This window comes from Pseudonocardia xinjiangensis (assembly GCF_050948425.1).
GTDB classification, from domain to species: Bacteria; Actinomycetota; Actinomycetes; order Mycobacteriales; family Pseudonocardiaceae; genus Pseudonocardia; species Pseudonocardia xinjiangensis.
Genome location: NZ_CP192009.1, coordinates 3,034,298 through 3,050,659 on the forward strand (window position 1 = coordinate 3,034,298; position 16,362 = coordinate 3,050,659).

At 70.0% G+C, this 16,362-nt stretch carries 15 protein-coding genes; 6 read left to right on the forward strand and 9 right to left on the reverse strand.

Features of this window, described 5'->3' with window-relative positions:
• Positions 1–44: 44 nt before the first annotated feature.
• From ACQPZA_RS14415 to sigJ, 4 genes are all read right to left on the reverse strand, one after another.
• Positions 45–503: a carboxymuconolactone decarboxylase family protein gene (locus tag ACQPZA_RS14415; RefSeq protein ID WP_433281298.1), complete on the reverse strand. Its 459-nt coding sequence runs from the start codon at positions 501–503 to the stop codon at positions 45–47.
• Positions 504–579: 76 nt separating this feature from the next.
• On the reverse strand, positions 580–1,044 hold the full coding sequence (locus ACQPZA_RS14420) for a cupin domain-containing protein (protein ID WP_433281300.1): 465 nt from the start codon (positions 1,042–1,044) through the stop codon (positions 580–582).
• Between the two features lie 13 nt (positions 1,045–1,057).
• Entirely contained in the window at positions 1,058–1,978 is a 921-nt protein-coding gene (locus tag ACQPZA_RS14425; RefSeq protein ID WP_433281302.1) for an NADP-dependent oxidoreductase, read from the reverse strand.
• Between the two features lie 117 nt (positions 1,979–2,095).
• Positions 2,096–2,986 (reverse strand): RNA polymerase sigma factor SigJ, encoded by an 891-nt coding sequence (gene sigJ, locus ACQPZA_RS14430; RefSeq protein WP_433281304.1) that lies wholly within the window; start codon positions 2,984–2,986, stop codon positions 2,096–2,098.
• Positions 2,987–3,440: 454 nt separating this feature from the next.
• On the opposite strand from sigJ, the gene ACQPZA_RS14435 reads away from it, so the two are divergent.
• Entirely contained in the window at positions 3,441–4,613 is a 1,173-nt protein-coding gene (locus ACQPZA_RS14435) for a DUF222 domain-containing protein (RefSeq protein ID WP_433281306.1), read from the forward strand.
• Between the two features lie 75 nt (positions 4,614–4,688).
• Here the strand turns inward: ACQPZA_RS14435 and ACQPZA_RS14440 are convergent, their stop codons facing one another.
• The 3 genes from ACQPZA_RS14440 to ACQPZA_RS14450 all read right to left on the reverse strand — a co-directional run bounded on the left by ACQPZA_RS14440 (position 4,689) and on the right by ACQPZA_RS14450 (position 7,534).
• Positions 4,689–5,660 (reverse strand): AraC family transcriptional regulator N-terminal domain-containing protein, encoded by a 972-nt coding sequence (locus tag ACQPZA_RS14440; RefSeq protein WP_433282814.1) that lies wholly within the window; start codon positions 5,658–5,660, stop codon positions 4,689–4,691.
• A 5-nt stretch (positions 5,661–5,665) separates the two neighbouring features.
• Complete coding sequence (locus ACQPZA_RS14445) at positions 5,666–6,076, reverse strand: hypothetical protein (protein ID WP_433281308.1); 411 nt, start codon at positions 6,074–6,076, stop codon at positions 5,666–5,668.
• Positions 6,077–7,201: 1,125 nt separating this feature from the next.
• On the reverse strand, positions 7,202–7,534 hold the full coding sequence (locus ACQPZA_RS14450; protein WP_433281309.1) for an FAD-binding protein: 333 nt from the start codon (positions 7,532–7,534) through the stop codon (positions 7,202–7,204).
• 309 nt (positions 7,535–7,843) lie between these two features.
• On the opposite strand from ACQPZA_RS14450, the gene ACQPZA_RS14455 reads away from it, so the two are divergent.
• The 5 genes from ACQPZA_RS14455 to ACQPZA_RS14475 all read left to right on the forward strand — a co-directional run bounded on the left by ACQPZA_RS14455 (position 7,844) and on the right by ACQPZA_RS14475 (position 13,153).
• Positions 7,844–8,866 carry a methyltransferase gene (locus tag ACQPZA_RS14455; protein WP_433281311.1) on the forward strand — a complete coding sequence of 341 codons (1,023 nt, stop codon included), beginning with the start codon at positions 7,844–7,846 and terminating at the stop codon, positions 8,864–8,866.
• A 46-nt stretch (positions 8,867–8,912) separates the two neighbouring features.
• On the forward strand, positions 8,913–10,283 hold the full coding sequence (locus tag ACQPZA_RS14460; protein WP_433281313.1) for an LLM class flavin-dependent oxidoreductase: 1,371 nt from the start codon (positions 8,913–8,915) through the stop codon (positions 10,281–10,283).
• A 49-nt stretch (positions 10,284–10,332) separates the two neighbouring features.
• Positions 10,333–10,629 carry a hypothetical protein gene (locus ACQPZA_RS14465; protein ID WP_433281315.1) on the forward strand — a complete coding sequence of 99 codons (297 nt, stop codon included), beginning with the start codon at positions 10,333–10,335 and terminating at the stop codon, positions 10,627–10,629.
• Between the two features lie 90 nt (positions 10,630–10,719).
• Positions 10,720–11,757 (forward strand): methyltransferase, encoded by a 1,038-nt coding sequence (locus tag ACQPZA_RS14470; protein ID WP_433281317.1) that lies wholly within the window; start codon positions 10,720–10,722, stop codon positions 11,755–11,757.
• Positions 11,758–12,109: 352 nt separating this feature from the next.
• Positions 12,110–13,153: a Rieske 2Fe-2S domain-containing protein gene (locus ACQPZA_RS14475; protein ID WP_433281318.1), complete on the forward strand. Its 1,044-nt coding sequence runs from the start codon at positions 12,110–12,112 to the stop codon at positions 13,151–13,153.
• Between the two features lie 78 nt (positions 13,154–13,231).
• On the opposite strand, the gene ACQPZA_RS14480 is transcribed toward ACQPZA_RS14475, so the two are convergent.
• Positions 13,232–15,337, reverse strand: coding sequence for a right-handed parallel beta-helix repeat-containing protein (locus ACQPZA_RS14480; RefSeq protein ID WP_433281320.1), 2,106 nt, complete (start codon positions 15,335–15,337; stop codon positions 13,232–13,234).
• A 152-nt stretch (positions 15,338–15,489) separates the two neighbouring features.
• Positions 15,490–16,275, reverse strand: a complete 786-nt coding sequence (locus tag ACQPZA_RS14485; protein WP_433281322.1) for a FadR/GntR family transcriptional regulator — start codon at positions 16,273–16,275, stop codon at positions 15,490–15,492.
• Between the last annotated feature and the right edge of the window lie 87 nt (positions 16,276–16,362).

Below are 16,362 nucleotides of genomic sequence, written 5' to 3' on the forward strand. Positions count from 1 at the left end.
GTCGAGGGGCGCGATGGCCTCCTCGCGGTCACCAGTGGGCGAGGTCAGCCGGCGACGGGGTACCGGCTGGTGATGGCGACGCGGTTCCAGGCGTTCATCACGGTGGCCAGCCAGGCCACTGCCGAGGTCTGGTCTGCGGTGAGCACGGCCGAGGCGGCGTTGTAGTCCTCGTCGCTGACGTGCCCGTCCGACACACGTGTGATCGCCTCGGTCAGGCGGAGGGCGGCTCGGTCGGTCTCGGAGAAGTAGCCGGTCTCTGCCCAGGCGGGCAGCACGGCGATCCGGTCGGGGTTCTCGCCCTTCTTGAGTGCGTCGCGGGTATGCATGCGTAGGCAGAAGGTGCAGCCGTTGATCTGGGAGGTACGTATCTTCACCAGCTCGACCAGGAGCGGGTCGAGGCCCGCCGCAGCGGCGCTGGTTTCCACCTCCGCCGACAGGGCGATGAGGGCCTTGTAGGCGGCCGGGTGCTGCTTGTCGATGCTGACGCGCTGCGTGTTCGTCACGGTTCCTTCGCTTCGTTTCGTGTGGCCTTGTCGGCCGGTGATTTCCGGGAACATCGCCCGCCGTAGCGGTTTGGCGTTACCGGGGTGGGTCGTCGACCTTGAGCTCGGCTCCGGTGTCGGCGACGAAGACCACCAAGAGTCTGGCCTGTTCCGTCGAGCTGACGTTCTCCGTGAGGACGTGGTGAGCACCCGGCTGCTCGACCCAGTTCTCGCCTGTGCGGAATGTGCTGACGGGTTGGTCGTCGAGTTGGCTGCGCACGGTGCCTTCGAGGACGTAGGCGTAGACGAAGGCGTTGCCGTGCCGGTGCGGCGCCGCGCGTGCGCCGGGCGGAAAGGTGACGATCAAAGAGGTGAAGGTCTTGCCTTGCACATTCGGAAGGGCCTGCTGAAGCAGGGGGGTGAGGGTTTCGGTGGGTGGCTGCGATGCGGTGGCAGGCATCGGAGGTGTCGCGGGGGCGGGCTGGTCCGCTGCGGTGCAGGCCATCGCCCCGGCGAGCGTGGCGACGGCCAGGATGCCGCCGGCGATCCGCATTCCGACCATGAGGATCTCCTGTTCAGCTCTCGGTGACGCGGATGATCGTCTTGCCGGGGGTGCGCTTGCCGGGGCCGAGCGCGGCGGGTGCTTCGGCGAGGGGCCGTACGGCGCCGACGACCGGCCTGAGCCGTCCGTCCCTCAGCCGCGTGGCGAGGTCGGCAAGTCGGACGCGGTCGGGTTCGACGACGAAGAAGACGGCCCGCCCGTCCAGGGGCTGGACCTTGGGCGGCATGGCGATGGTGACGAGCGTGCCGCCGGCGCGCACCAGGGCGGCCGAGCGGTCGAGGATGTCTCCGCCGATCACGTCGAACACGACGTCGACCTCGCCGACGTCCTCCAGCTTCTCGGTCTGGAGGTCGAGGAAGGTGTCGACGCCGAGCGCGAGCGCCTGGTCCCTGTTGGAGCTCCGGCCGGTCCCGATGACGCGGGCGCCGACTTCGCGGGCGAGCTGCACCGCGATCGACCCCACGCCGCCCGCAGCGCCGTGGACCAGGACGGTCTGGCCGGTGGCCAGGCGGCCGTGGTCGAACAGGCCCTGCCATGCGGTCAGCCCGGAGATCGGTAGCGCGGCCGCCACCAGGTGGTCGATATCCGCCGGCAACGGTGCCAGGTTCCGGGCCTCCACCGCGGTGTACTCGGCGAGCGAGCCGTTGCGGGTCCAGTCGGCCAGCCCGAAGACCCGTTGGCCGACACTCAGGCCGGTGGTGCCGTATCCCAGTTCGACGACGACCCCCGACAGCTCGTGGCCGGGCACGCTCGGCGTCCTGTCACGGCCTGCGCGATCGGTCCACGTGGCCGACCAGTCGAGTTCCCCGGGGGTGAAACCCGCGGCGTGCACCCGCACGACGACGTCGTTCTGGGCCGCGTGGGGGTAGGGCAGGTCCGTCAGGGACAGCCCGGCGATACCGGCGTCTCGGTCTCGAACAGCGATGGCTTGCATGACGGTCCTTACTGGGAGGGGGATCGATCGCCTGCCCGCCTGCTTGCGCGCGTGTTCTTCGTCGTCCCGTTTTTCGTCTCATCAGGGAGACGAGGTAGCCCCTCCGGGTGTGACAGCTCAGACCTGAGAAAGTTTGTCCGGGTTGATGACCCTGCGGTACGCGGTGATCAGACCCTCTGTGATCTGCACCGTGTCGACGGAATGGACGCGCCCCTGCCGGTAGAACACGAGGGCGAGCTCGCCACCGACCTCGACGACATCGATGTGGTCCGGACGCCACTGGCGACCCACTCGCACCATCACCTCGGCAATGCGCTCACCACCATGGATGAGCTTGCGCGCCGCGAAGACGTTGCCGCCGCCGTCGGTGACGTAGACGGCGTCGGGGTGCAGGAGCCTCACCAGGCCGGCCAGGTCACCGGACTCGTAGGCGGCGCGGAAGATCGCCAGCACCAGTTCGCGCTCCGCCTTCGGTGCCTGCGGAGCGGACTGCTTCGCCGTGGTCACCCGCCGTCGCGCCCGCGAGGCGAGCTGCCGGGCGGCCGGCACGGCGACGTCCAGCACTTCCGCGATCCGGCCGAACTCGAAACCGAAGACATCGTGCAGGACGAAGGCCACCCGCTCCGGCGGGCTCAGCTCCTCCATGATCAACAGCATCGCCGCACTGACGGACTCGTCGACGAGCACGGGCTCCGAGGCGTCCGGCCCCGTCAGCAGCGGTTCCGGCAGCCACGGCCCGACATAGGCCTCTCGCCGCGACCGAGCACTCTTGAGGATGTCGTAGGACCGTCGCGCGGCCACCGTGACCAACCAGGCCCGCAGGTCTTCGACCCCGTGCAGATCTGCTCCGGCCGCCCGCAGCCACACGTCCTGGGTCACGTCCTCGGCATCGGCCACACTGCCCAGCAGCCGGTAGGCCACGCCGAACACCGCAGGTCGATGCGTCTCCCACCCGGCACCGAGCGTGCCCTCCTGCTCAGACCGTCGGGGCGCATGTCCGTCACCCATGCAGATCGCAACCTCCTCCGACGTGCGGATCCAGCGTACCTATCCGAAATACGCTCGCACCGCCGATCGCCGGACAGTCGATCTCGCCCGCCGCAAGCTGGTTGGTGTCGAGCTTGCGGGGCGGCCGGATCGGCGTCCACACGGGCGACCCCGACACATCGGGGCACACCGGACGATCTTCGCGGACCTGATCGTGGACCCGTAGGATCGCGGCGCTCCGAGACCACATGGTCGAGGCGGGACAGACGGGAGCCGACAGGCGTGGCTGGGCCGGCCACTGCACGAGCGCTGAATGGCCGTTGACCTGCGACGACCAACATCGATTCGAACATGTGTTCGAGTACGATGAAGAGGTGTCGGACAGCCGCTCACCACCGCCCATCGCCTCCTGGTCGAGGCGATCGACGCGCTGTCCGCCGCCACCGACTCCGCTACCGACGACGACCTGCTGTCCGTGCTCACCCTCTGCGAAGGCACCAGCCGCCGGCTGGACCGGCTCGTCGTCGCCACCGTGGCCACCCTGGAACGGCGCGGCACGTTCGCCGAGCGCGGCTACACGTCCACCTCGGCGGCGGTGGGGGATCTGCTCGGGTGGGAACGGTTCGAGGCCCGCCAGCGGGTGGTCGCCGCCGAGCAGGTGTGCCCACGGGTCGGGCTCGATGGCACCGCGGTGCCCGCGAAGCTGCCTGCCACCGCCACGGTGTTCGCCGCCGGCGCCACGGGCCTGCGGCACGTCGCGGTGATCGCCCGCGTGCTCGCCACCCCGGCCGCGCAACGGCTCACCCCAGATGTGTGGGCCGGCGCTGAAGCCCAACTGGCCGAGAAGGCCGCCGTCTACACCCCATCCGAACTACAGGCCTGGGGCACCGCTCTCGTCGAGGCCCTCGACGAGGACGGCGCCGAACCCGACGACCGCCCACCCGCCGCGGTCAACGAACTGCACCTGCTCCGGCACCGCGGAAAGGCCGGCGGCACCCTGAAGGGCCGGTTCGATGACGCGGCCATGTTCGACGCCATCGCCACCGTGATCGACGCCCACGCCCGACCCACCAGCGGCGACCAGCACCGCAGCGCCGCGCAACGTCAGGCCGAAGCGCTGGCCGATGTGTGTGGGTACGTGCTCGACCACGGCGACGTCCCCGAGTGCGGCGGGCGGCGCCCGCACCTGACCGTGCTGGTGCGGCTGGAAGACCTGGAGAACCGGGCCCGCGCCGCGTGCCTGGACTTCGGTGGCACCTTGTCGCCGGAGTCACTGCGGATGCTGGCCTGCGACGCCGCCGTCGTGCCGGTGGTGTTGAACGGGAAGGGTCAGCCGCTGGACGTCGGGCGGGTCACCCGCACCATCCCCGACGGGCTGCGCCGCGCCATCGCCGCCCGCGACCGCGGGTGCGCCGGCTGCGGGCGGCCGCCGTCGTGGTGCGAGGTCCACCACATCACAGCTTGGCAGGACGGTGGCGACACCGCCCTGCACAACTGCGTCATGCTCTGCCGGGCCTGTCACCGGCTGCAGCACCACTCCGAGTGGGAAGTCCGCATCCGCGACGGGCTCCCCGAGCTGATCCCACCCGCCTGGATCGACCCACAGCGAAGACCCCGCCGACAACCACTCCTGCACCTCGCCGCATAAGAGGTCGAACAGATGGGCGGTCGGCAGAGCCTCTGTGATCGCTGGGGGGACACATGTCCTCAGGCCGACACGCCGTCAACAACGCTCATGGGCACTACACCTGGTCGGCGTGCGCTGCGCATTTCGCGGCTCGGCGTCGAGCCCGCAGGCGTCCGCGTACGCCCTCGGCGTGACGCCGAAACGGGTGCGGAACTCCTTGATGAAGTGCGAGGCGCTCGTGTACCCGACCCGGCGGGACACCGCGGCGACGCTCGTGCCGCCACCGACGAGCAACTCGCGGGCCCGGTCGAGCCGGCACTCCTTGAGGAACTGGTACGGCGAGCGGCCGGTGGCGTCGCGGAAATGGGCCGAGAACGCCGACGGGCTCAGCGCCGCCCGCCGGGCCAGGTCGTTGACCGTGAGTGGCTCGGCGTAGTGCGCCCGCGCGAAGGCGAGTGCCGCGAGGATCGGGCTCTGGACGGTCTGCCGGGCCGCGAACCGCAGCAAGCGGGAGAACTGCTCGCGGCACAGGACCCGGTAGATCATCTCCTCGACGCACATCGGCGCCAGTACCCGCCGGTCGGCCTCGCTGTCGAGCGACCGCAGGAAGCGCAGCACCACAGCCATGAGCTCGGGGTCGAGCGCGGAGACGACGCAGCGGTCACCGTCGCCGGCCCCCACGGGCTCGAGCCCTCCTGCGCCGCGGCCGACCATCCCGGCGGAGATCCTGCGCACCGCCGCCGGGTCGATCTCCAGGACCAGGGACAGCAGCGGCGCGTTCACGCCGGCCTCCGGGATCTCGGCCTGCAGGTGCGGGCTGCCGCCGAGCACGAGGTAGTGGAACGCGTCGTAGACGTGCCGCTCGCCGTCGACCGTCACCGCCTTGCTGCCCTGGGCGACGATGCCGAGCGAGAGCGACCGGGTCTCGTTCCAGGCGGGCGTCATCGGTGCGGTGTGGCGGTAGAGGGTCAGTCCCGGCCAGCCGCCGTCGTTGCCGCCGACCCGGGGCGTGCGCGCGGCGAGCACCGCGACGAGGTCAGCCGAGCTGACCCGGTGCTCGATCTCCATCGCCGTCACGACTCGACGCCTGCGCGCCGGCGCACGACCGCGAGGTGGAGCAGCAGCCCGGTGCTGGTCAGCACGAAGCCGGCCCACACCGTGGACAGCGGTCCCCATCCGGCGTCGAGCGCGATGGCGCCCCCGATCGCCCCGAGCGAGTTCGCCAGGTTGAGGGCGGCCAGGTTGAGCGCGCCCATCAGCGTCGGTGCGTCCGGTGCGAACGCGGTCAGACGGACCTGGATGGCCGGGACCGCGAACATCATGGTCGCGCCGACGCCGAACAACGCCGGCAGCAGTACCTCCAGCGTGCTGCCGGCGAGCCCGATCACCGCAAGCAGCACCAGCACAGCCGCGAAGCCACCGAGCAGGCCGTGGTCGGGGTACCGGTCGGCGATCCGGCCGCCGAGCTCGTTGCCGACGGCCATGCCCAGGCCGAACACCGCTAGCGCGACCGGGATGAACGAAGTGGCTTGCCGCCGATGTCGGCACCGGGCGCCCGCTCATCGCCGAATCTCGGCTGGCGCGCACCTCGCCGCCGCCGCGCTGGTCGCTCTGCGCGACAGCGGCGACCCGTCCTGGAAGATCGACCGGAGCAACTCAATCACAACGTCGATCGCCGTCCACGACCCGCGTTGGTTCGTCGTCGAGTTGAAGTGGCGGCACTGGAGCTCGCATCAGCGAGTGGTCTGCAGGATCATCGAAGTCAGATCCTTCAACCTGGTAGGTGAAATAAGCGGGCAGGTCGTCCAAAGCTTTGTGCGACCCAGTGTACGGCTTGGATTTATAGGTGCCGATTCCATCAGGATGTCTCCATTGTTCGAGGAGTGGGGACGGGATGCACTCGTTCTGTTTGAATCTACACCTTCGCTCTTTTCTTAGATCGCGGGTGTGGACTCCACACCTCCTGGCAGCGATGGGGGAGCGGTGGCATCGAACCTGGTCCGCCTTCCATGACCGTCCGGCAAAGCCGCCCTCCGGGCGGGCCGGCGCGGCCGGATCGATCGCCCCGGGAAGGACGGGTGCCTGAGCCCGTCACCGGTCCGCAAGCCGATGTACCGAGGCGCGTCTCAGGGGATGGCGCCGAGGGCTGACCGCCACGGCCAGGCGGAACCGCCTTTCGGCTGGACGGCGGCGTGGCCACCGAGCGGGTCCAGGAGAACCCGCGCCGCGACTTTCTCCCGCGGTGCGGACTTCACGGCGTCGAGCAGGCGGCGGATCGTTGCGGCGTCCATAGGGCCCCGCGGACGTCGGACCCGGCCCGGGATCGCGTCCGCGGAGTGGTGTTGCTGCCGCAGCCACGGCCGAGGCGGACCCGGCTGTGGAAATCCCGAGTGCGTTGACCGACAACGCTCCGTCTGCCCCGGCCTCGACGGTGATGTTGGCCCAGGACGTTGCCGGCTCTTCGTGCACGAACCACTGCCAGCCCTGCACCACCGCAACCGCATCCGCCTCGGGCCAGGTCAGCTGCCCAGCGGAGGTCCGCGTTCTCCGTCGGGCTGACGGAACGGAGCACCCCATCGGCGGTGACCACGTCCATCGACAGGATGCTGTCACTCGTCGGACCATGGGCGCGGGTGTGGATTCCCAGGCCGCCCGAGAGCCAGTCCGGAAATGCCGATGGTGGGGCCCGCGCCGGTCGGGAGCGACCTGCCGTACTCGTCCAGGAACGAGTGGATGTCATACATCTCGGCCCCGGCGCCGACGGTCACCACGTCGTCCGCATAGCTGATGCCGTTCAGCGGCCCGACGTCGACGACCAGCCCGTTCTCGACGGTGGAGGCGCCGACGAACGAGTGGCCGCCGCTCTTGGGGACGCAGGCCAGCGCGTTGTCACGGGCGAACCGGACCGACGCGCGCACGTCGCCGGCGGAGGCGGTCCGCACCACCCGGCCGGCTGGATCGCCTCGAATCCCGGGTTGAACAACTCGTGGGCTCGGCGTATCCGGCTTCCCCCGGCCGGTGGAGCACGCCCTCGAGACGACGCCGGAACCCGTCCCGGTCACGCTTCGTACCCGCCGGACGCGATTCGCCCAGCCCCTCGCCCACGGCGGCCCACGTTACCTCGAAAGGAGCGGGCGCAGGGTGGAGAGTTTTCGATGAATGGCAACGAAATCTTCGATGGCTGGATCGGGTCGGTCGGCGGAAACGCTTGTCTGGACAGGTCGTGCGTGGACATGTGGTAGGACGGTGACGTGAACGATGTCGAAAAGGAGCGCGCCCGACTTGTCTCCTTCATCTGGGACTCATTCGTTCCTCATATTCTGTACTCGCTGGTCAGTCTCGGCATCGTCGATCTGTTGGCCGACGGGGCGGCGACTACCGATCAGCTCGCCGAGCGATCCGGAACGCACGGACCCTCGCTGTACCGGCTGCTGCGCGTCGCGGTGTCCCTGAATCTGGTGAGCCTCGAGGGAGATCTCTTCGCGCTCAGCGTCGGCGGCGAGCTGTTGCGTCCCGGCGTTGCGGGATCGGTGCGCAACACGATTCTGCTGTACGGCGACGTCGAGAAACGGCGGCCGTGGGGCGAACTGAACTACAGCGTCCGTACCGGACGGGATGCTGTCGGGCGCATGTTCGGCCAGGAGTACTTCGAGCAGTTGTCGGCACATCCGGAGCACGCGGCGGTCTTCAACGAGACGATGGCAGAGATCAGCCGGGGCGTGGCGCGGTCGTTGCACGAACTGGGAATCTCCTGGCACGGCCGAATAGCCGATGTGGGCGGCGGCAGCGGAGCGCTGCTTGCCGGTGTGCTGGCCGCCAACCCGCAGACGCTCGGGCTGCTCTACGACACCGAGTCCGGGTTGGACGAAGCCGAGGCAACACTCACCGAAGCCGGGGTCCGGGACCGCTGCGAGATCGTTTCCGGTGACTTCTTCGAGTCGGTGCCCGGCGGCTGCGACGCCTATCTGCTCAAGCACATCGTCCACGACTGGGACGACGAACGGGCCACCACGGTACTGACCCGGTGCCGGGAGTCGATGACCGCCGACGCGAGGCTGTACCTGATCGAGTCGGTGGTGCCCACCGATCCCGCCGCATTCGATACCGGCATGCTGGTGCGGGATCTGAACATGCTGATCAAACTGCCCGGCCGGGAACGCACGCAAGCGGAGTTCACCGAACTGCTCGCCGCATCCGGCCTGAAGCTGACGGGAGTGACTCCGCTCCCATCTCCCGGGCGGCCCTACAGTCTGCTGGCTGCCACGCCGGCCTGAACGTGCTGGTGCGCATCGAGCGCCGGCACTCCCTCTGGAGTAGCTGATGGCCGAGCAACTACATCTCAACGCGTTCATCTTTCCGGCCGGGCACCACGAGGCGGCGTGGCGCCATCCCGCGACCCAGCCGGAACGGATTCACGACGCCGACTACTTCCACCAGATCGCCCGCACTGCCGAGGACGCGGCGTTCGACGCGGTGTTCCTTGCCGACATGCCCGTCCTCACTCCCAACGTGGCGCACAACGCCGTCGGTGTGCTGGAGCCGATCACGCTGCTCGCCTCGATCGCCGCGGCGACCTCGCGGATCGGGCTGATCGCGACTGCGTCGACCACCTACTACGAGCCCTACAACCTGGCGCGTCTGTTCGCGTCGGTCGACCACCTGAGTAAGGGCCGGGCCGGCTGGAACGTCGTCACCACCGTCTCGGACCTCGTCGCGGCGAACTACGGCCTCGACGTCCACCCCGATGCTGCGGACCGCTACGCGAGGGCGACCGAGTTCCTCGACGTGGTCACCAAGCTCTGGGACGGCTGGGACGAGGACGCGATCGTGCTCGACCGGGCCGGGGGGCGCTACGCCGACATCGCGCGGATCCACCCGGCGGATCACACCGGTCCCCGCTTCCATGTGCGCGGACCGCTGGACGTGCCGCGCTCGCCGCAGGGCCGCCCGGTGCTGGTGCAGGCGGGCGCGTCGAACGAGGGACGCTCCTTCGCGGCCCGGTTCGCCGAGGTGATCTTCACCGCCCACCAGCGGCTTGAGGACGGGCAGGCGTTCTACGCCGACATCAAGGATCGGGCCACGCGGTTCGGCCGGATCCCGTCCGAGGTGGTGATCCTGCCCGGGATCAGCCCGTTCATCGGCGACACCGAGACCACAGCGCTCGAGCTGGAACGGGAGTTCAACGAGCTGACCGTGCCCGAGTACGGGCTGCGCCAGCTCGAGCAGCTCACCGGCGTGCGACTCTCCGAGGCGGCACTGGACGGGCCCGTCCCGGAGGAGCTGTTCCGTGACGCCGGGAATGTCACCGACAACGCCCGGTCGCGGCTGCAGGTGGTCGCCGGGATCGTGGAACGGGAGCGGCCCACCGTCCGGCGGCTGCTGCACCGGCTCGCGGGCGCCCGTGGCCACCGGGTCCTCACCGGCGCCGCGGAGCAGGTGGCCGACGCCATCGAGGAGTGGTTCCGGCAGGGCGCCGCCGACGGGTTCAACGTGATGCCGCCCTTCTACCCCGGTGGGCTCGAGCTGTTCACCTCCCGGGTCGTGCCGCTGCTGCGCGAGCGCGGGCTGTTCCGCGACGAGTACACCGGCGCCACGCTGCGCGAGCACCTGGGCCTCTCCCGGCCACGCAGCCGCTTCGAGGACGAGGCGCACGTCGCGTCGGCGGGCGCCGAATACCCAGGCCCTGCGTGATCTCGACCCGGCCCTCGGCACGTTCGACGCCGTCGTCTCGTTCTTCGCGTTGCTGATGCTGCCGCGCGCCGACATCCCCCGAGTGCTCACCGGTCTCGCCGCCAGGATGCGCGAGGGAGGACTGCTCGCCCTGGGGATGGTCGCCGGCGACCTCGACGCCGTGGAGATCGAGTTCCTGGGGGTGCCCATCGCCGTCACCGCCTACCCCACCGAGGAGCTGTCCGCGGTCGTCACCGATGCCGGCTTCGACCTGCTGCAGTGCGAGGAGGTGCAGGTCCCGGCCCGGGGTGGCACCGAGACGCAGCAGTTCCTGCTGGCGCGGTCGCGGCGCTCGTCGATTTCGTGACGGTCGCCATGCGGAACATCACTTGGCTGCCGTCCACCCCGAACTGAGGATGAGGTGACTGCGTGCCGCAGGCGGGAGAGGAGCCCACACATGTCGGAGGTTGACCCGAGCGACGACGTGCTGGCGCAGGCGTCGCGGCTGCTCGAGATCGTGAACGGCAGTTGGATGACACAGGCGACCCGAGTGGCCGCCGAGTTGGGTGTCCCGGACCTGCTGGCCGAGGGGCCCCGCTCCGCGGAGGACCTCGCCGCGGCAACGCACACGCACGCCCCGTCCCTGTACCGCTTGCTGCGCGCGCTCGCCACGCTGGAGATCTGCCGCGAGCGCGAGGACGGCACATTCGAGCTGACACCGATGGGTGCCCTGCTCCGGAGCGACGCCGAGGGCTCACTCCGCTCCTGGACGATCTATTGGGGCCGCGAGGTCTGGACCGAGTGGGGACATCTGCTCGACAGCGTCACCACCGGCCGCAGCGCCCGTGAGATCGTCAGTGGGACGTCGCACTTCGACCCCCTGCGCCAGAACCCTTCCCGCGCCGCGATCTTCAACGCCGCGATGGCCGAGCACACCCGCCTGACCACCCGTGGAATCGTCTCCGGCTACGAGTTCGCTGAGAACTCCCGGATCGTCGACGTCGGCGGCGGGTACGGAGAACTGCTCGCAGCCGTCCTGGTGGCCAATCCCACCGTCGACGGCGTCCTGTTCGATCTCCCGCATGCGATCGAGAAAGCCCCTCCGTATCTGGAGAAATGCGGCGTGGCCGGCCGCTGCACCCTCCTGTCGGGCAACTTCTTCGAGGAAGTGCCCGCGAATGCCGATGTCTACGTGCTCAAGAACGTCCTGCACGACTGGGACGACGAACAAGGCCATGACATCCTTGCCACCTGCCGGCGGGCCATGACCGCCTCGTCGAAGCTCCTGGTGATCGAGCGGCTCGTTCCCGGGACCATGCAAGCGGAGCCGGAGCACCGTCTGCTCGCCCGCGCCGACCTGCACATGCTGGTCGCACATGCTGCTCTGGAGCGCACGGAGTCGCATTTCCGGGAACTGCTCGGATCGGCAGGCTTCACGATCAGCCGGGTCACGCCGCTGGCCATGGGCTACAGCCTGATCGAGGCCGTCCCGTAGGCAACCGGTACCTTCTGACGTTTCCGTGACGGCGCTTCGCTCGCGCGATCGGGTGCATCGGTCCGTGCCCGAGTTGCCTTCCGAGAAGTACATTCAGGCCGGCGTCAAGGTTCGGGTAACAAGCAACACCGGCTGAATTGCCGAGATCGGGCTGGAGGGTGGGCCACGGGCCTAGACCTCCGGTGGGACGGTACCGACGCCGTGCGGCCTTCACCTCGCTGGTGCGACCGCCCGCCCGTCGGATCGTCCGCTCCGTGTAACTCGTCACCTTCGCCCGATCGCGTTCCGTGTCCGCCGCTGATCCGCGACAGTGATCGCGGACCCGCCCGACGACGTGATGGGGGATCACGACATGAACGACCTGTACTCCCGCGACGCCCTGCGCACCGCCTTCCGGCACAACTGGTTCGTCGTCGCGCGGTCGCAGGACATCGGCACTCCCCAGCCGGCGCAGCTGTTGGACCAGCGGCTCGTGGTCTTCCGGGACGCCTCGGGCCAGGCCAGGGTGCTGGACCGCCGCTGCATCCACCGGGGCGCCGACCTCGCCGCGGGCGCGGTCAGCGGCGACGCGCTCCGGTGCCCGTACCACGGCTGGGAGTTCGAGGGCAGCACCGGACGCTGCTCACGCATCCCGGCGCTCGCCGACCCCGCACGCATCCCGGTGAACGCCGCCGTGGCCGCCTACCCCGTGATCGAGCGCTTCGGACACGTGTGGACGTGCCTCGACGAGCCCGTCTTCGACCTGCCCCACCCGCCGGAGATCGCGGACCTCACCCTGGAGTGGCGCGCGGCGGCGCCGATCCCCGCCGAGTGCGGCTTCATGGCAGCGGTGGAGAACTTCCGGGACATGGCGCACTTCCCGTTCGTCCACGGCCCGTCGATGGGTGAGGTGGACCCTGTGGTGCCCGACCTCGACGTGCGGCGCGACGGCCGCGAGGTGCGCGTGTCCTACTACTACCCACAGGTGGCCGGGTCGGACTTCTCCGGCACCGGTGACGCGTGGATGCACTACCACTCGTACGCGCCCGGCATCGCCACGATCCTGTACGACTTCGGCCCGCGCATCGGCAAGCGCTACCTCGTCGACTTCCCCTCGCCCGTGAGCCACGACCGCTGCGTGATCTATTGGGCGGTCGCCACCGATGCGGGGTTCACGGGCGGCTCGGTCGACCGGATCCTGGAGATCGAGACGAAGGTGTTCGACGAGGACACCCCGATCCTGGAGGGCCTGGTGCCGAAGGAGGTGCCGCTGGCGCACGAGGCCGAGGAGGTCTCCTGCGCCGCGGACCTCTACACGCTGCAGTACCGCCGGGCCACCAAGTGGGTCGTCCAGGAGATCACCAGGGCGCGGCAGGCCGTCGCCGGGCCGGCGGCGCGGCCGCGGGCCGGGCACTGACTCGGGATCTGCAGACGCCGTGCCCCCGGCCGCGGGATGCGGCCGGGGGCACGTCAGGGGTGGGACCGCGATCGGCGGTCAGCGGCCCGGGTCGGGCGCTCCCTCGCAGGCCGGGTTGATGCCGTGGAGGTTGGCGTTCAGCTCGGTCCGCAGGTCGGGTGCCACGCCCGCCGCGCAGATCACGCCCAGGGCGTCGGCGGGCCAGTTGGCCGGGTCGGCCAGCACGTTGTCGATGAGCTGGTTGCGACGCTCTTCGGCGGAGGGCACCTGGGCGCCCTCCTTGGTGTACCAGTTGTGCCGGATGACGTTGTCGCTGGTGTTGTTGCCCTCGCTGTAGCTGTTCGTGAAGACCCACGGGCTGGTGCCCTCGAGGACGTTCTCCTGCCAGGTCGTGTAGCGCGACCCCTCGTCGAGGTACAGGGCGACGCCGGAGACCTTGAAGAGGTAGTTGCGCTCGACGACCGAGCCGGGGCTCGCGGACAGGTTGTAGAGGTTGCCGCCGTCGGCGAAGGCGGCCTTCGTGTCGTGGACGAGGTTCCCGGACACGACGTTGTCGCGCAGGGTCGTCGGGGTCGTGTAGCGGGGGTTCCACTTGTAGTAGCCGCGTTTCTCGTACTCACCCGAACCGCCGGCGTCGTTGGCGCCCCAGCCGAAGCCGGTGTCGATGCCGTCGTAGGAGACGTTGGCGACCTCGTTGTGGAGGATGCGGGCGCCGGTCACGTAGGTGCTGAGGATTCCCGAGTTGTCCTTGTACACGAGCGCCACGCGGTTGATGGTGTTGTCCTGCACCAGGACGTCGCTGTTGGTCATCCGCGGGTCGCTCGGGTGGTGGGCGTCGGGGCGGACGCCGCCGACGACGACGCCGTGTCCGCCCACCTCGGTGAAGACGTTGCCCACGGCCTTGATGCCCTGGGCGCCGAGGCCGACCCCCGAGAGCGTGGCGTTGGTGTCGTTGCCGATACCGAGCGCGGACTGCCCCAGCGCGGTGAAGGTGTTCCGCGTGAACGAGACGTTGCGCGCCGCGGAGACCTGGACGGCGGCGGGCTCCTGCGCCCATGTGTTGCGGGCCCGTTCGAACGCCTCGCAGCCGCGCGCGCACGAGGTGAAGGCGTCGGCGGGCCGGTAGTCGTAGGCGCCCTGCAGGAAGGTCCCGTTCTGCTGGTTGGCGTAGCCGTCCCGCGAGGGCCCGAGCCAGGTGGTGCCCGAGAAGCGCAGGCCCTCGAACGCCAGGTTGCTCACCGGCTGCTCGTAGCTCCCGCTGACGCTCACGAGGGTCTCCACGCGCGGGAGCTCGACGTCGAGGTCGGCGGGGTTCGTCCCCGGGGCCGGCTTGTAGTAGAGCTTCCCGGCGGCCGGGTCGAGGTACCACTCCCCGGCCTCGTCCACGAAGGCCAGCGAGTTCTCGAGCGACCAGGTGGGCGCCGCGAGGAAGGACTGCTGAACCGTGTCGTAGCCCCAGGTGTTGTTGTCCCAGGCCGGCTGCGCCATGGTGACGAAGTTCGCGCCGATGCCCGCCACGGGGGAGTACCTGGTCGTGAAGTCGCCCAGCGACTGGAACTCGATCCGCTTCTGGTCGGGCAGGGCGGTCAGGCGCTGTGCCAGAGCCGGGTCGTTGATGGTCAGCCCGGTCGGGGTGAGGGTGATGTCGGACTGCTTCAGCGGGAGCGCTGCGCGGGGTGCGAGCTTGCCGTCCACGTACAGCTGGCGGGTGTCCAGGCCCACGGGGGTGTCGGCCACGTAGATCCCCGCCGCCGCGTCGTGCACCGACCAGCCGGTGACGGCTGTGGCCCCGGAGATCTCAGGGTGCGCTCCGGGCGCGGCGACCCAGCGGACCGTCGACCCGTCGTGGCCGCCGTCCGCTTGGCCGAACTGCAGCGGCTTCGCGATGCGGTAGACCCCGTCGGCGAGCTCGACGGTGATGTCGCCCCGGCTCTTCGGGGCCTCGCGGCTGACAACGGCCTTGGCGCCGTCGATCGAGCACGGGTTCTGCTGCTGACACGAGCCCTGGTCGCGGCCGTCGGGGGAGACGTAGTAGGTCCGGCCCCCGCTCGGCGGCGCGGCGAGGGCGGCGGTGGGGGTGATCACGGCGAGTGCGAGCGAGGCCGTGACCCCGGCCGCTGCGACAGCCGCTGCGCGGCGCCACCGTTCGCTGCGGCTGGTGGGCGTCCGTGACGTCGTCGTCATGTTCGTGGGTTTCCCTCGAAGCGGTGGTCGGGGTCGGGTGACCCCCGGACACCGGGAGGAAATCATACGTATGATCTTTTGGGCAAGAGTGATCGAGTTCCGGTGCGGAGGCCGGGGGTGTCACCCGGCAGATCCACGCCCGATCGGGAGGGTCAGCGGAGGCGCTGGGTGCCCTTGTGGTCCGGAGGCCGTCGGCGGGTCCATGCGTCGCAGATGTGCGCGCGCATGGACTCCTCGGCCTCCCGCACGAGGCCCGCCTCGATCGCCCGGAAGACCCGCTCGTGCTCGCGGAGCGTTTCCTGGCGGAGCGAGAGCGGCGTGGCCACGTCGTAGCGGGCACTTTCGCGGGCACGCTCGAAGAGCACCCGGGCGATGCTCTCCGCGAGCCTGTTGCCCGAGGCGGCCATGACGATCTCGTGGAAGGTGACGTCCGCAGCGTTGAAAACGGGGGCATCGTGCACGGAGACGCGCATGTCCTCCAGCGCGCCGCGCAGGATGTCGAGCTCGACCGGGGACCGGGTGCGGGCCGTCTCGCCGGCCATGGCCGCCTCGAGCTGGCCTCGGACGACGGTCAGCTCGTCGAGCACGCCGAGGGTCCGGTCGTGGGCGATGAGGGCCTTGAGGACCACGCGGTCCATCGTGTTCCACGAGCGCGTGGGCTGGACCACAGTGCCCCTGCCCCTGCCCTGGCCGACGCTGACGAGCCCCTTCTCCTCGAGCCGCTTGATCGACTCGCGCAGGACGGTGCGGCTGACGCCGAACTGCTGGCTGAGTGGGAGCTCGGGGGGAAGCGTGTCTCCGGGGGCCAGTGCGCCGGAGACGATGAGGTCGACGAGCGCCTCCACGACGGCCACGCCGAGCCGCGGCGCGGGCGACCGATCGGGGAGGGGTAGGACCCGCGGGGCGCCCCGGTCCGCCGCCGCGGCCTGCTCCGTCATGGCGGCAGCGTACGCCGGAGGGTACGGCGGGGACGCACGTCACCGGAGGCGGGACGTGCATGAGGACCGGCCGGATCTTGTCAAATA

Coding starts and splice junctions, on each gene's coding strand:
- ACQPZA_RS14425 (WP_433281302.1), bottom strand. CDS start 1,978: ATGCAAGCCATCGCTGTTCGAGACCGAGACGCCGGTATCGCCGGGCTG.
- ACQPZA_RS14470 (WP_433281317.1), top strand. CDS start 10,720: ATGTCGGAGGTTGACCCGAGCGACGACGTGCTGGCGCAGGCGTCGCGG.
- ACQPZA_RS14460 (WP_433281313.1), top strand. CDS start 8,913: ATGGCCGAGCAACTACATCTCAACGCGTTCATCTTTCCGGCCGGGCAC.
- ACQPZA_RS14440 (WP_433282814.1), bottom strand. CDS start 5,660: ATGGAGATCGAGCACCGGGTCAGCTCGGCTGACCTCGTCGCGGTGCTC.
- ACQPZA_RS14485 (WP_433281322.1), bottom strand. CDS start 16,275: ATGACGGAGCAGGCCGCGGCGGCGGACCGGGGCGCCCCGCGGGTCCTA.
- sigJ (WP_433281304.1), bottom strand. CDS start 2,986: ATGGGTGACGGACATGCGCCCCGACGGTCTGAGCAGGAGGGCACGCTC.
- ACQPZA_RS14475 (WP_433281318.1), top strand. CDS start 12,110: ATGAACGACCTGTACTCCCGCGACGCCCTGCGCACCGCCTTCCGGCAC.
- ACQPZA_RS14480 (WP_433281320.1), bottom strand. CDS start 15,337: ATGACGACGACGTCACGGACGCCCACCAGCCGCAGCGAACGGTGGCGC.
- ACQPZA_RS14445 (WP_433281308.1), bottom strand. CDS start 6,076: ATGGCCGTCGGCAACGAGCTCGGCGGCCGGATCGCCGACCGGTACCCC.
- ACQPZA_RS14420 (WP_433281300.1), bottom strand. CDS start 1,044: ATGGTCGGAATGCGGATCGCCGGCGGCATCCTGGCCGTCGCCACGCTC.